The sequence below is a fragment of the Natrialba sp. SSL1 genome, from assembly GCF_001861355.1.
In the GTDB taxonomy this organism is placed as follows: Archaea; Halobacteriota; Halobacteria; order Halobacteriales; family Natrialbaceae; genus Natrialba.
Genome location: NZ_MASN01000030.1, coordinates 358,810 through 371,641, shown reverse-complemented (window position 1 = coordinate 371,641; position 12,832 = coordinate 358,810). Strand labels below are relative to the sequence as shown.

At 61.9% G+C, this 12,832-nt stretch carries 14 protein-coding genes and 2 tRNA genes; 8 read left to right on the top strand and 8 right to left on the bottom strand.

All coding sequences use genetic code 11. From position 1 onward, the window contains the following. Window positions 1-63: 63 nt before the first annotated feature. Window positions 64-137, bottom strand: a tRNA-Phe gene (locus tag BBD46_RS09855). 224 nt (window positions 138-361) lie between these two features. Here BBD46_RS09855 and BBD46_RS09850 point away from each other — a divergent pair. Further along, window positions 362-808: a DUF7344 domain-containing protein gene (locus tag BBD46_RS09850; RefSeq protein ID WP_071401523.1), complete on the top strand. Its 447-nt coding sequence runs from the start codon at window positions 362-364 to the stop codon at window positions 806-808. A 297-nt stretch (window positions 809-1,105) separates the two neighbouring features. Here the strand turns inward: BBD46_RS09850 and BBD46_RS09845 are convergent. Further along, window positions 1,106-1,179 (bottom strand) — tRNA-Val (locus BBD46_RS09845). Between the two features lie 60 nt (window positions 1,180-1,239). On the opposite strand from BBD46_RS09845, the gene BBD46_RS09840 reads away from it, so the two are divergent. Further along, window positions 1,240-1,731: a DUF192 domain-containing protein gene (locus BBD46_RS09840; protein ID WP_071401522.1), complete on the top strand. Its 492-nt coding sequence runs from the start codon at window positions 1,240-1,242 to the stop codon at window positions 1,729-1,731. Window positions 1,732-1,806: 75 nt separating this feature from the next. Then, window positions 1,807-3,819: an ABC transporter ATP-binding protein gene (locus tag BBD46_RS09835; protein ID WP_071401521.1), complete on the top strand. Its 2,013-nt coding sequence runs from the start codon at window positions 1,807-1,809 to the stop codon at window positions 3,817-3,819. Window positions 3,820-3,869: 50 nt separating this feature from the next. Here BBD46_RS09835 and BBD46_RS09830 read toward each other — a convergent pair whose 3' ends face one another. Beyond that, window positions 3,870-4,214, bottom strand: a complete 345-nt coding sequence (locus tag BBD46_RS09830; RefSeq protein WP_071401520.1) for a DUF5789 family protein — start codon at window positions 4,212-4,214, stop codon at window positions 3,870-3,872. Between the two features lie 159 nt (window positions 4,215-4,373). Between BBD46_RS09830 and BBD46_RS09825 the strand changes: the two genes are divergently transcribed. Further along, window positions 4,374-5,111 carry a creatininase family protein gene (locus BBD46_RS09825; protein WP_071401519.1) on the top strand — a complete coding sequence of 246 codons (738 nt, stop codon included), beginning with the start codon at window positions 4,374-4,376 and terminating at the stop codon, window positions 5,109-5,111. Between the two features lie 83 nt (window positions 5,112-5,194). Here BBD46_RS09825 and BBD46_RS09820 read toward each other — a convergent pair whose 3' ends face one another. Together BBD46_RS09820 and BBD46_RS09815 are read right to left on the bottom strand one after the other, a co-directional pair. Continuing rightward, window positions 5,195-5,671 (bottom strand): DUF5790 family protein, encoded by a 477-nt coding sequence (locus BBD46_RS09820; RefSeq protein ID WP_071401518.1) that lies wholly within the window; start codon window positions 5,669-5,671, stop codon window positions 5,195-5,197. 254 nt (window positions 5,672-5,925) lie between these two features. Further along, a complete protein-coding gene (locus tag BBD46_RS09815) occupies window positions 5,926-6,354 on the bottom strand; it encodes a dihydroneopterin aldolase family protein (RefSeq protein ID WP_071401517.1) in 429 nt (142 codons plus the stop codon). A 135-nt stretch (window positions 6,355-6,489) separates the two neighbouring features. On the opposite strand from BBD46_RS09815, the gene azf reads away from it, so the two are divergent. Next, the gene (gene azf / locus BBD46_RS09810; protein WP_071401516.1) at window positions 6,490-7,233 is read left to right on the top strand and encodes an NAD-dependent glucose-6-phosphate dehydrogenase Azf; all 744 of its coding nucleotides are present in this window, start codon (window positions 6,490-6,492) and stop codon (window positions 7,231-7,233) included. A gap of 81 nt (window positions 7,234-7,314) precedes the next feature. Here the strand turns inward: azf and BBD46_RS09805 are convergent, their stop codons facing one another. The 3 genes from BBD46_RS09805 to BBD46_RS09795 form a co-directional block, all read right to left on the bottom strand. After that, a complete protein-coding gene (locus BBD46_RS09805; protein ID WP_071401515.1) occupies window positions 7,315-7,929 on the bottom strand; it encodes a DUF309 domain-containing protein in 615 nt (204 codons plus the stop codon). A 410-nt stretch (window positions 7,930-8,339) separates the two neighbouring features. Next, a complete protein-coding gene (locus BBD46_RS09800; RefSeq protein ID WP_071401618.1) occupies window positions 8,340-9,434 on the bottom strand; it encodes an aminopeptidase in 1,095 nt (364 codons plus the stop codon). Window positions 9,435-9,526: 92 nt separating this feature from the next. After that, on the bottom strand, window positions 9,527-10,312 hold the full coding sequence (locus BBD46_RS09795) for a queuosine precursor transporter (RefSeq protein ID WP_071401514.1): 786 nt from the start codon (window positions 10,310-10,312) through the stop codon (window positions 9,527-9,529). Between the two features lie 489 nt (window positions 10,313-10,801). Between BBD46_RS09795 and BBD46_RS09790 the strand changes: the two genes are divergently transcribed. The 3 genes from BBD46_RS09790 to BBD46_RS09780 all read left to right on the top strand — a co-directional run bounded on the left by BBD46_RS09790 (window position 10,802) and on the right by BBD46_RS09780 (window position 12,734). After that, entirely contained in the window at window positions 10,802-11,077 is a 276-nt protein-coding gene (locus BBD46_RS09790) for a PadR family transcriptional regulator (protein WP_006653673.1), read from the top strand. 713 nt (window positions 11,078-11,790) lie between these two features. Further along, window positions 11,791-12,504: a potassium channel family protein gene (locus BBD46_RS09785; protein ID WP_071401513.1), complete on the top strand. Its 714-nt coding sequence runs from the start codon at window positions 11,791-11,793 to the stop codon at window positions 12,502-12,504. Further along, window positions 12,504-12,734 (top strand): Lrp/AsnC family transcriptional regulator, encoded by a 231-nt coding sequence (locus BBD46_RS09780; protein WP_071401512.1) that lies wholly within the window; start codon window positions 12,504-12,506, stop codon window positions 12,732-12,734. The genes BBD46_RS09785 and BBD46_RS09780 overlap by 1 nt, the downstream gene beginning before the upstream one ends. Window positions 12,735-12,832: the final 98 nt, after the last annotated feature.

Below are 12,832 nucleotides of genomic sequence, written 5' to 3'. Positions count from 1 at the left end.
GTCTGGCTCAAATCCGCTCGGATTGCATACTTGCGGCTCGCGGTGTTGCTCGCCGCAAAAGTATGCCGCCTCCCGGATTTGAACCGGGGACAGCTCGATCTTCAGTCGAGTGCTCTCCCAGTCTGAGCTAAGGCGGCTCGCACTCGTAGTTCAGGCCATGGTATAAAAAAGGATTTCGAATTGCATCCGGCCGTTACGTGCTTTTCCTGACAGTGTTCCTCTCACACAACAACCAACTGTAGGACACATAACCACCCGTAATGGCCAGGCTACGCCTCGAGAAATCTCAGTGTAACGGCCGTCTGTTGGATATACAGATATTCAAGACACGTTTTTCCGCACTCGACGGTAATATCGTGTTATGGGGGCACTTACCTCGAGCCAATCAGACTACGAACTCTCGGCGGATACTATCCTCGAGTTACTGGCCAACCGTCGGCGTCGGTACCTCCTGTATGCCCTTCGGGGACAGGACGGTCCGATCGAACTCTCGACACTCGCAGAGCAAGTCGCTGGCTGGGAACACGACGTCCCGCCCGAGGAGGTCGCAAAGAACGAATACAAGAGCGTCTACGTCTCGTCCGTCCAGTGTCACGTCCCGAAACTGGCGGACGCTGGCGTCGTCGACCACGACGAGGACAACCACACCGTCGTCCTCGCAGACAACTTCGAGCAACTCGAGCCATACCTTCGCATCGTCGTTAAAGACGAACCGGAGAACTCGACGCTCCACACGGCGCTCGAACGGGACGCCGGCGAGGGCTTCTTCAGGCAGATCAGAGAGAACGTCGCGCGGCTCAAGCAGTGACTACTCGCGATTGATCAGCGTCCTGGACCCTACCAGCCCCCGTTGACCTCCCGTGACGTACCGTTTTCTCGTCGTTCGTGGCGTGTGTACTCGAGTAACTACTGGCTGCAATTTCGTTTCTTTCTGTTACCCAGCGTGCTGTGAGCTATTGCTGGGTGAGTCTCAATGGAGTAGAGTTCGGGTGGGTTCGAACCACGCCCGAGAACCTGCGCCGAGGGCGCAGAACCTCGGTCTACTTCGAACCCGCCACTCGCGTCACAGTGCTGGCGCTCACGAATGTGTTCGCGCCAGCAATAGTGGGCTCGGGCGGGTTCGAACCACCGACCTCGGCCTTGTAAAGGCCGCGTCATAACCAGCTAGACCACGAGCCCGCATCCGGAACAAGACTCCCCGTCCGAATAACCTTTACTTTCTCGCGTCGCATCGTCGGTATGGTTCTTGAGCGGGTGTGGAAAAGCCTGCTTGCCGTCGCTGCACTCCTGCTCATCGCCGCGCTAGCCCTCCAGACCGGACTCGTCGCTGCCCCGTGGGCGGACGACACCAACACCCTCCACGTGCTCGACGAGAGCGGCGACCCCAAAGCGACCATCGAGGTCGAACTCGCGGACACGCCCATGGAGCGCTACACCGGTCTGAGCGATCACGACACCCTCGAGGACGGCGAGGGAATGCTGTTCATCCATGCAAGCGAAGGCGAACGAACCTACGTCATGCGCGACATGGACTTCGACATCGACATCATCTTCATCGATGCTGATCGCGAAATCACGTCGATCGAACACGCCCGCGCCCCCGAACCGGGCGAGGATGGCGAGGCACTCGAGTACACCGGCCATGGTGAGTGGGTGCTCGAAGTACCACGGGGCTACGCGAACCAGACTGGGATGGAACCGGGTGACGACGTCGAACTCGCCGAAGAGTGACCGTGAACCGATGTGGGCTGATGTGTTTCGATTCGTAGCAAACTCTTATTGCCAGTCGGCTCACAGGTGGGTGTAATGGCCGGCGTCGACTGGGACGAAGACGATCCGTTCGAGGAGCAACGCGAGCAGGCAGAGAGTCCGATGCGGCGGCTCATATTCGACTTTGGCCGTCCGTACTGGTTTTCGATGACCGTCGGACTCATTTCGAGCGTGTTTGCGCGTGCGCTGGATCTGTTACCAGCGCTGTTGCTCGCGGTTGCGATCGACTCGATCTTTGGCGAACAGGCGTTTCACGAGCAGGTCCCGTTATCCGTCCTGCCGGAGGCGTGGCTTCCGGCGAGCGAGACGGAACAGTTCGTGTTCGTCGTCGTCGTGGTCGCGGGGTCGTTCGTCCTCGGAGCGGTGTTTCACTGGCTGCGAAACTGGGGCTTTAACTCCTTCTCACAGGACGTCCAGCACGACGTTCGAACGGCGACGTACGACAAGATGCAGCGTCTCGATATGGAGTTCTTCTCGAACAAACAGACCGGTGAGATGATGTCGGTGCTCTCGAACGACGTCAACCAGCTCGAGCGGTTCCTCAACGAGGGGATGAACTCGGCGACCCGGCTAATCGTGATGGTGTTCGGGATCACCTTCCTGCTGTTCTGGCTCAACCCGCAACTGGCGCTCGTCTCGCTCGCACCCGTTCCGTTGATCGCCATCTTCACGTACATCTTCGTCCAGAAGATTCAACCGAAGTACGCCGCCGTCCGCTCCTCGGTCGGGAAGGTCAACTCCCGGCTCGAGAACAACCTCGGTGGTATCAACGTGATCAAGTCCTCGAACACCGAGGAGTACGAGTCCGATCGCGTCAACGACGTATCGCGCAAGTACTACAACACCAACTGGGACGCTATTTGGCTACGAATCAAGTTCTTCCCCGGCTTGCAGGTAATTTCGGGAATCGGCTTCGTCTTGACGTTCCTGGTCGGTGGCTACTGGGTACTTATGGGCACTGCACCGGGGCCGTTCACGGGTACCCTCGAGACCGGTGTCTTCGTCGCGTTCATCATGTACACCCAGCAACTCGTCTGGCCGATGGCCCAGTTCGGACAGGTCATCAACATGTACCAGCGCGCGGAGGCCTCGAGCGAACGAATCTTCGGCCTGATGGACGAACAGGGCCGTATCGAGCGTGACGAGGACGCCAACGAGATCGAGGTCCGAGACGGTCGAGTCGAGTACGACCACGTCAGTTTCAGTTACGAGGACGAACTGCAGGATTCCGGTGACGATGACGTCGACGTTGACGGTGTCGGTGACGGTGACGGCGACGACCAAACCCCATACGAGGACCTGATCATCGACGACGTAAGCTTCGACGTCGACGGCGGGGAGACGGTCGCACTCGTCGGGCCGACGGGGGCCGGCAAGTCGACCGTCCTCAAACTCCTCCTCCGGCTCTACGACGTCAACGAGGGGGCGATCCGCATCGACGGACAGGACGTCCGCGACGTTTCCCTGGCCAGCCTCCGCCAGTCGATGGGTTACGTCGGCCAGGACTCGTTCCTCTTCTACGGCACCGTCGAGGAGAACATCACATACGGCACCTTCGGCGCGGACCGCGAGGAGATCGTCGAGGCCGCCAAGGCCGCCGAGGCCCACGAGTTCATCCAGAACCTCCCCGAGGGGTACGACACGATGGTTGGCGAGCGTGGCGTCAAACTCTCCGGCGGCCAGCGCCAGCGCGTCGCCATCGCCCGCGCGGTCCTCAAGGATCCGGACATCCTCATCCTGGACGAGGCAACCAGCGACGTCGACACGGAGACCGAGATGCTCATCCAGCGTTCGATCGACGACCTGACCGAGGATCGAACCACCTTCGCTATCGCCCACCGCCTCTCGACGATCAAGGACGCCGATCAGATCCTCGTCCTCGAGGACGGCCGAATCGTCGAACGTGGTACACACGCCGAACTCCTGCAGAACGAAGGCCTCTATTCGCACCTCTGGGGCGTTCAGGCCGGCGAGATCGACGAACTCCCACAGGAGTTTATCGAACGCGCCCAGCGTCGCCACGCGCGCACAGAAATTAGCGACGACTAATTCGGCGATAACTAACTCCGCGACTAACTCAGCGACAACTCATTTCGCCCTCAGAACGACTCCTGCTCGCGCTGGCCTTCTTGATCCGGCGCACCCTCATCCTGCCGGTCCTCGCCCGCCGCGGGCGGCGTTCGGTCGCTGTAGTTCTTCCGCCCGATCGCCTCGTCGCCAACCATATTCATAATCGCCTGTTCGACCTCTCCGTAGTCCCGGTACTCATCCTCGTTCAGCGGCCCGATGATCTCCTCGAGTGTCGCTGTTTCCTCGCCCATCTCGAGTTCCGTGTCCCCATACTTCTCGAGTAGCTCGTCCTGGCTGATCGGGTACGACACCGACTCGAGTTCGTCGCCGAGGTCGCCCAGTTCGACGCCGAGTTCGCGGCTATCGTCGGTCATAGTGGCCTTTCGCCGATTGGTCGGAAACCGGTTGACCTTGCGTTCGCCACGGTGGCGTATACGTGATCTTTCCGGTCCTCGAACGGCGTGTCACGCGTCACGCACCACAGGTCACGAGTCACCGACGGTTTCATGTCCGAACGCCGAGCCTATGCTGCTATGGATCTCGCCAGCGCCACCTGGACCGATGTGGGGGAACTCGAGGCCGACCTCGCGGTCGTCCCGGTCGGCAGCACGGAACAGCACGGCCCGCACGCGCCGCTTGGTACCGACGTGCTCACGGCCAAAGCGGTCGCCGACGCCGGCCTCGAGCGCACCGACCGCAACGTGCTCCGAACGCCAGCGATTCCGATCGGTGTTGCCGAAGAACACCGCCAGTTCCCCGGCACGATGTGGGTCTCGCCGGACACGTTCCGCAGCTACGTCCGCGAATCAGTTCAGAGTCTAGCCCACCACGGCGTCGAGCGCGTCGTCCTCGTCAACGGCCACGGCGGCAACGTCAACGCCCTCCGGGAGGTCGGCGCGCGACTCACCCGCGACGGCGACGCCTACACGGTTCCGTTCACCTGGTTCAACGCAGTCGGTGAGCACTCCGCCGATATGGGTCACGGCGGGCCACTCGAGACGGCCCTCCTTCGACACATCGAACCCGAACTGGTCCGCGACGACCGCATCGAAGAAGCGCGCGACGGCGCTGCCGATAGCTGGGGTGAGTGGACGAGTTACGTGAATCTGGCCTACGATTCCGCACAATTTAGCGAAAACGGTGTCGTCGGGGATCCAGCCGAGGGCGACGAGGAACGAGGCGAGGAGCTACTCGAGTTGGCGGCCGAGTCGTTGGCGCGGTTGCTGGATGCGGTTGCGGAGCGGGATGTGTCGGTGCCCGATAGCCGGTAGTTGTCGTCTGTAGCGTGTAGCGTGCAGCTGGTAGCAGGTAGCGAGTAGCTGTAGCCGGTGTCGCGAACGGACCTGAAACGACGTTATTCTTCGTCGTCTTCGTCTTCGCCTTCGTCGCCGTCATCAGCCGCCTCCGCTTCTTCGGCCTCGTCTTCGTCAGCTGCATCTGGACCGGCGTCCTCGAGTGCCCCGCGTAGCGCCGGAATCGTCGCGGTGAGATCGCCGACCTGCTCGCCGGCCTCGCTGATATCGGTGATGGTCTCCTCAAGGTCGGCAATCTCTGCTTCGAGGTCGTCAGCGTCGTCGAAGGCGTCGGCGCGCTGGCCCATGGTGAACCACTTCTTCGCGTCGCGAAGGTGGTCCTCGGCGTCGCCGGCGTCGAGCGCGGAGTTGAGTGCGTTGAGCACGCCGAGGACGTTATCTGCGTCGGCCTCCCAGACGTCGTCCGAGTCGGGGAGGGCGTCCCAGGCGTCCGCGAGCGAGGATTCGACGTCCTCGCGCATTTCGTTGGCCGCTTCGCCGAAGAGTTCCTCGTCGTCGCCGAGTGTCGCTTGGCTCATGTCACCACGTTCACGGTCACCGAGGTTAAAAGGTCGCCCGAAAGTGAAAGTGAAAATGGCCGGGAGCGAATCGGTACTGTCCGAACGGCGCGTGGGTTTCGAAAGGAAGGTCGTTTGTGCGCTGTGCGGTCCGTTTGTCTCTTCCCTTGCACCGTCTCTCCCCGTCTGCTGCCTCTCCACTCTCGTTGTCTCTTCCCGTCTCACTGCCTCTCCATCTCTCCGTCCCTCACGCCCCCTCCCGTCTCACCACCCCCTCAGTCGCCCGCGTCGCGGCCACTCACGGAAACCACCTTCATCAGCGGATAGCCGTCCTCCATCGCCATCTGTGTGACGACCTCGTGGCCCTCGTAGTCGACGACGATCTCGACTTCGAGGAACCGTCCGGTCAGCTCGGTGTAGTCGGCCGCCGACCCAGCGAGTTCGGAGTCGAGTGCGTCGGTACGCACGTCGACAGTCACGTCGACGCAGTGGGGCTGGTTCTCGATGGAGTCTTCCATCGCGCGGGCGAGACTCGGCGCGCTGTCGGGTGAGACGGGTGTGCCGGCGAACTGGTGGTAGAGCGTGCCGAACTTGATGCCGGCTTCGAAGCAGGCGGTTTCGGCGGTTGTCGGGGCTGTCGTAGCTGTCGATGCTGTTGCCGTTTCCGAGTCGGCTGACTCGGGCTCGTCGTCGCTCTCGCTCATAGTCACAGGTTCGCGGGCGCGATGGAAGGCCGTTCCGCTCCGGCGTTCCACCCATCTGGTCGCGGTGTGACACTGACGTGCGCCCCGGTCCAGAACCGCATGGTTCTTATCGACGCTTTCCCTCACACCGAACGAATGGCACAGTCGGTCCTGCTTACCGGGGCTGCGGGGCGCGTCGGAACGGCGATCCTCGCCGACCTCGCGGACGAACACGAGTGGCGGCTGATGGATCGCGACCCGATGACGGAGGACCATCCGGGCGAGTTCGTCGTCGCGGATATCACCGACGAGGAAACCGTCCGCGACGCGATGGAAGGGATCGACGTGGTGATCCACCTCGCGGGCGACCCGCGTCCGGAAGCGCCCTGGGATAGCGTCCTGACGAACAACATCGACGGCACGCAGACGATTTTCGAGGCCGCAGTCGACGCCGACGTTGAGAAGGTCGTCTTCGCCTCCTCAAATCACGCCGTCGGCGCGTACGAAACCGACGAACGCACCCCCGAGATGTACCGCGCGCACGACGACTACCTGCTCGACGGGACGGAACTCCCGCGACCGGGGAACCTTTACGGCGTCTCCAAGGCCGCCGGCGAGTCCCTCGGGCGGTACTACCACGACGAATACGGCCTCTCCGTCGCCTGCGTTCGGATCGGCAACCTCACGAAGGACCATCCGCCGATCGACTACGAGCGCGGCCAGGCGATGTGGCTCTCCTACCGCGACTGCGCACACCTGTTCGACCGCTGCATCCGCGCGGAGTACGAGTTCGAAATCGTCTACGGTATCTCCGACAACGACCGCAAGTACTACTCGATCGACCGCGCGAAAGCGTCGCTCGGCTACGAACCGCAGGACAACTCCGCACAGCACGACTGATCAGAGTCGCGTTCGTTGTGTCTCCGGAGTTCTCCATTTGCTCCGCTCTTCTCTCAACTCTTCCCCGCTCTTCGCGCACCCTCAGAACAGCCCCTCCACATCCGACTCCTTCGCTTGTCGACGCTCGACGTGTCCAGCCAACCGCTGAGCGACGATTCCGCGGTGAGCATCTTCGCGGACGAAATCGAACAGTAGCGAGATGAACACGCTATCGTCCTCGCCCGCCGCCAGATCGCGCTCGGCGTACTCGAGTGCCTGCTCGATTGGACCCACCTCGTAGCCGAGTTCGTCGGCAAGCACGAGCGCGGCGATCGCCGTCGCGTCGAAGCCGAGATCCTCGCGTGTCGGCACGTCGCCTTCGTGTTCGATGCGGGCGGGTGGACGCCGTTCGACGAGTTCGGGGTCAGCGGCGAGCGCGGCGAGGAACGAGCGCAGCGGTGGGAGCCGAACGTCGCGATAGCTGTCCGGGAGATCGGCGAGGTACTCGAGTGCACTGTCAGCTAGCCCAATCGCGCCCTCCCAGTTTCGGGTGTGGGCGTGGTGAACGGCGGCGGTGGCCTGGATGAGGCCGTGGAGGAGGTGTTCGTCGTCGGTGCTGGATTCGAGGTCGAGCCAGTGGTCTTCCCAGGCGTCGTGGGCGGCGTGGTAGAAGCCGTCGTTGTAGATGGCGATGCCGGCCCGGAGGTGGTCGCGCATAGGTGGGTGTCTGCTGGTCAGTATTCGGGGGAGAGTGGAGAGGGTGTCGGTGGCTGGTTCTCACGAGGGCGGTATGGTGCTGTCTAGTCGAACGCACTGGTGGCGTCAGGAACTGAAAGTGCCGGATATCTACCGCCTCCGGCGGGGCGGGCAGACAACTGTCGAAACGGAGAGTGCGGCCAAACCATGACGGAAACTGGACGCCGGGATGCACTCTCTGACCGGTTACTCGCCGCCACCGGTGAGGCGGTACTCGATCCGAGCACGGAATCGCATATTATTATGCGCGCAGTTCCGACTGTTTAGGTTCCCGTTGTGCCGGGCGAAATTGTTCTATGGCCGCCCTAAGCAAAGTACCGGCCCTGATCCCGTCGCCTCACTACGTTCGCCCGTGAATTCCCCCACTCGCCCTACTCGTCCTCCCAGTTCCAGCGGAACTGTCCGTCGCGTTGGACGACCTCGCCATCGATTTCGAGCCGCGACGCTTCGCTCACGTCGGTGATCATGTCGACGTGAACCGCTGAATCGTTGCCCGTCTCACCCTCCGGCAGGCAGGCGTCGTAGGCTCGCCCGAGCGCCAGGTGGATCGTATCGCCCATCTTCTCGTCGAAGAGAATGTTGTCCGTATAGCGGTCGATGCCGCGGTTCATCCCGATTCCGAGTTCTCCCAGACGACGCGCACCCTCGTCCGCGTCGAGGATATCACCGATAACGTCTGCACCCTGGTCAGCGTCGTAGTCGACGACTGCGCCATCCTCGAACTCGAGTCGGACGTTCCGAACGGCCTCTCCCCGGAGCGTCATCGGCACGTCGAAGGTGACTTCGCCCTCGGTGGCGGCGGGCGCGGTGAAGACCTCGCCGCTCGGGAGGTTATGCGAGTCGTAGGCGACCGAGGCGGCGCTGTTGACTGCGGTTCGGCCCTCGATAGTCATCGTGAGGTCGGTTCCTTCGGAGACGAGTCGGACTTCGGAGCCCTCATCCAGAAGCTCCTTCATGTTCGCCATCTCGTCGGCCAGTGATTCCCAGTCGCGCAGGATAGCGTCGTAGGCGAACTCCTGGTACTCCTCGTAGGCCATGTTGGCCTGCTGGGCGAGCGAGCGGTTCGGGTGCACAGTCGACACCCAGCGCGTGTCGTAGCGCGCCTCGCGGATCTCGTCGCGAGCCTGGCGGTGTGCAGTGCGGGTCTCGCCGGGGACGTCGGCCGTTGCGCTCGTATTCCGTCCGCCGCGAATCGAGAGGTAGACGTCCGTTTCTTCCATAAGCGCGCGCTCGTGGCTCGGATTCTCGTCGAACTCGTCGTCGTGAGCTCGGAGGTATGCGCGTGTGACCTCGCCGGAACTGTAGGTTGCGAGGAGGTTCGCGCCACGCTCGCCGAGTTTCTCGGCGACGGCGACGGCGAGTTCGTGGGCGTCGGGACCGACGGAGAGAACGACGTTGTCGCCGGCCTCGACGCGTGCGCTCCAGTCCACCAGTACGTCCGCGTGCTCGCGAATGCGTTCGTCCATACCGGCACGTGTGAGTGGTTCCATAAAGTCGTCACCGTTTGGCTCCACACGTACCGCCGAGTCGAGAGTTCTGGATCCACTCAGGGCGACGCTTACACCGCTGCAGAGCCGTTGCGCGAGCGGACGAACGAGACGATCGCGTAGACCACGGGCGTGTCGAGAACCGCAATCGCGAGCTTCAGCAGGTACTGGCCGATGATCAGGCCGATGACGCCCTCGAAGCCGGGGTAGAAGCCGACGCCGAGGGTCAGCGGCGCAATCGCGAACGCGATCGAGACGAAGATCACCGTGTCGATCGCCTGGCTGCTCGCCGTCGAGGCGATGTTTCGCAGCCAGAGCTTTTCGCGGCCGGTCCGATCCCTGATCCAGTGGAAGACGAACACGTCCCAGTTCTGGCTGACGAGGTACGCGAGCAGACTCCCGATGACGATGTTCGTCGACGCGCCGAGCACACTTTCGAACTCGCTCGCGACTGCCGGATCCTGTGCCGGGGCAGCGATCGTCGACCAGACGAGCACGAGCACCACGAAGTTCAGTGCGAAGCCAACGTTGACGACGACCTGTGCTGCCCGTCGACCGTACAGTTCGGCGTAGCAGTCACTCGCCAGGAAGGTCAACGCGTACGCGAGCGCTGCACCCGGCAACACGAGCTCCGCACCCGTGACCGGCAGCGCGAACGGCAGCGAGAACTCGAGTACCTTCGCGGCTGTCACCTGGGCGGTGACGAGTGCGGCGACGAAGAGGCCGATGAGTGAGACTTGTGGGATAGACGGTGTCGGTGTTGGTGCCGATGGTGCTGTTGGTGGCGTTGACGCTGATCCCGGGCGTTGCTCTCGTGCCGATGTCGCTGCATCGTCGGATCCCTGCTGGTGGTCCATACCCGCGGTCTCTCTGGCGAGTGCCCCTAAACGATGCTATTTGTACGGCTCGTCGCTGGTCGCGGTGACGGCGGTTGCAGCAGTGGCAGTGGTAGAAGTAGCGGTGGCAGCAGTAGCGGTAGGGGATGTGGCGGTGGCAGCAGTGGTGGTAACACTGGTGACAGCCGCGGCAGACTTTCCTGTGACCAGTTATCCCCCGATGGGACCGGAGTGAGCGCGTCAGTTTCCGATTGGGGTGAACCTACGCACCCGCTAATGAAGACATTCGATATCGAAGCCGTTCGGTACTGCCGCCGAGACCGGCTGTCTGTCGTCATCTCGGCACGTTATCCGAACATCATCGGGCAGTTCTCTGCACAGATCGATTCTGTATTGCAACTCGAGTAGTGACCGAAAACGCACGTTAGATTGCCTGAAACTCCGGTCTATTGCCTGATACGCCGTAGATAACAAATAGTCGCTGTCGTGGTGTGAGCGTATGGGTGAAACATGGACGATCTGACCGGGTTCCAGCGGGACCTCCTGTACGTCATTGCAGGAGCGGACCAGCCCTCCGGCCAAGACGTAAAGGACGAGATCGAGACCTACTACAGCGCCGAGATCAACCACGGACGGCTGTACCCAAATCTCGACACGCTCGTAAACAAGGAACTCGTCGAGAAGGGAGAGCTCGATCGACGAACGAACTACTACGCGATCAGTGACGAGGGACGGCAGGTGATCGATGATCGGCGGGAGTGGGAACGCCAGTACGTCGATACCTGACTGCCGAGTGCGTTCAGATCGCTCCGTTCTCCGCTGCAGCCCGTGGCCGCTGTCGATAGGTCGTAGCGATTGGTGAATTCCACCGGTATGGGCGATTTCCGCCCAAAATGTGGCAGTGTGTTGCCGTCGTACAACGCCAGTGAAACTCGGTCAATAGCGCGTCGGTCGGAGTTCCATACTCATCAGTGCAGTCGCTTTGGGCAGGTGTGGTCCGGGAGGGAACCAGCCGTCCCGTGTCGAACGGGCCTATTGGGTCTCTCGCAACTCCCGACACCTATAGTAGCAACTGCAAGTCACTGCACACCTGATCGACAGACGGCTCGGCGATCAGCGTGTAACTAGTTGCAGTTGTTACTATAATTTCCGTTGTTGCTATCGATGCGACGGTGTCGGCCGATATTGGAGCCACCGTGGTCGGCCGGAGTGTTTCTGAGTCACAGCGTAGCAAACAGGGGGAGTTGCCCGAACCGGTGGCTCTCGAACAGACAGTCGGCAGCAGGAGCCGCATAACGTCCGGGTGGCCGGTAGGTGGTGGCGGTGGTAAATTGTTGCCGACCCGGACAGTTGCCTGTTCCGGGTGTGGGGTCATTAAACCAACTGTCTTGTGTTCGCTGTTTGTTCTATCACGATCGACGATGCGTCTCGGTTCGACGATCCATGTGATGTGATACTGTGGGGCAACCTTATTGGCGGGTGCGACCGTATCCCCTGCCATGCGGTTCGTGATTATCGGCGCTGGCCGAGTCGGCCTTCGGACGGCGCGCGTCCTGCGCGAGGAAGACCACGACGTGACGATCATCGAGCGCGACGAGGCGATGATCCGACGCGCTCGCACACAGTCGTTCACCGTTATCGACGGCGACGGCTCCCGCGAAGCGGTTCTCGAGGAAGCCGGCGTCGCGGACGCCGACGCACTCGGTGCGCTGACCGGCGACCTGAACGTCAACTTCACCGCCTGCATGATCGCCAAACACCACGGCTGTCGGACGGTCATGCGAATCGACGAAGCCTATCGCGAGGGTATCTACCGCAAGTACGCGGAGGAAGTCGACGAGGTGATCTATCCCGAACGTCTCGGCGCGATCGGCGCGAAGAACGCCCTCCTGGGTGGCACAATCCGCGCAATCGCGGACATCGCCCAGCATCTCCAGATCGTCGAACTGACGATCACTGACGAGGCACCCGTTAACGGCTACAGCATCAGCGAACTGCAACTGCCCGGCGATGCAACCGTCCTCGCGTTCGGCAAGGAAGAACAGCCACTCGAGATCCCCTCCGAGGACGAGTCGCTCGCGGTCGGCGATCGACTCGTCGTGCTCGCCGATTTCGACGTGTTGAGCGAGGTCAGGCAGTTGCTGGTCGGTGAGCGATCGAGCGAGGCTGCGACGGCGATCGACGCGGATACGACGACTGGAGGACTCAACTAATGGTCACAGCATTCGTCATGATCAAAGCGAACACCGGTGAAGCGGATCGACTTCGAACTGATATTACGGGAATCAACGGCGTCGAGTCGGCGCACATCGTCGCCGGTGACGTCGACCTCATCGCCAAGGCGAGCGTCGAGACGCCCGCTGCGGTCAAGGAGATTGCAGCGACGCAGATCCAGGGAATCGACGGCGTCGAGGATACGCAGACGTATATCGCGATGGACTAATCGACACACCCGAATACGTCGGAGAGCACTATTCCGCCGGTGCACCATTCCACCGGCGCACCATTCCACCGGTGTCTGCTCGCCACCTTCTCGTTGCA

Excerpts from the sequence above, each read along its gene's own strand:
- BBD46_RS09800 (WP_071401618.1), bottom strand. The coding sequence starts at position 9,434 with ATGGACGAACGCATTCGCGAGCACGCGGACGTACTGGTGGACTGGAGC.
- azf (WP_071401516.1), top strand. The coding sequence starts at position 6,490 with ATGGCACAGTCGGTCCTGCTTACCGGGGCTGCGGGGCGCGTCGGAACG.
- BBD46_RS09835 (WP_071401521.1), top strand. The coding sequence starts at position 1,807 with ATGGCCGGCGTCGACTGGGACGAAGACGATCCGTTCGAGGAGCAACGC.
- BBD46_RS09840 (WP_071401522.1), top strand. The coding sequence starts at position 1,240 with ATGGTTCTTGAGCGGGTGTGGAAAAGCCTGCTTGCCGTCGCTGCACTC.
- BBD46_RS09820 (WP_071401518.1), bottom strand. The coding sequence starts at position 5,671 with ATGAGCCAAGCGACACTCGGCGACGACGAGGAACTCTTCGGCGAAGCG.
- BBD46_RS09825 (WP_071401519.1), top strand. The coding sequence starts at position 4,374 with ATGGATCTCGCCAGCGCCACCTGGACCGATGTGGGGGAACTCGAGGCC.
- BBD46_RS09815 (WP_071401517.1), bottom strand. The coding sequence starts at position 6,354 with ATGAGCGAGAGCGACGACGAGCCCGAGTCAGCCGACTCGGAAACGGCA.
- BBD46_RS09805 (WP_071401515.1), bottom strand. The coding sequence starts at position 7,929 with ATGCGCGACCACCTCCGGGCCGGCATCGCCATCTACAACGACGGCTTC.
- BBD46_RS09830 (WP_071401520.1), bottom strand. The coding sequence starts at position 4,214 with ATGACCGACGATAGCCGCGAACTCGGCGTCGAACTGGGCGACCTCGGC.
- BBD46_RS09780 (WP_071401512.1), top strand. The coding sequence starts at position 12,504 with ATGGTCACAGCATTCGTCATGATCAAAGCGAACACCGGTGAAGCGGAT.
- BBD46_RS09790 (WP_006653673.1), top strand. The coding sequence starts at position 10,802 with ATGGACGATCTGACCGGGTTCCAGCGGGACCTCCTGTACGTCATTGCA.
- BBD46_RS09850 (WP_071401523.1), top strand. The coding sequence starts at position 362 with ATGGGGGCACTTACCTCGAGCCAATCAGACTACGAACTCTCGGCGGAT.
- BBD46_RS09785 (WP_071401513.1), top strand. The coding sequence starts at position 11,791 with ATGCGGTTCGTGATTATCGGCGCTGGCCGAGTCGGCCTTCGGACGGCG.
- BBD46_RS09795 (WP_071401514.1), bottom strand. The coding sequence starts at position 10,312 with ATGGACCACCAGCAGGGATCCGACGATGCAGCGACATCGGCACGAGAG.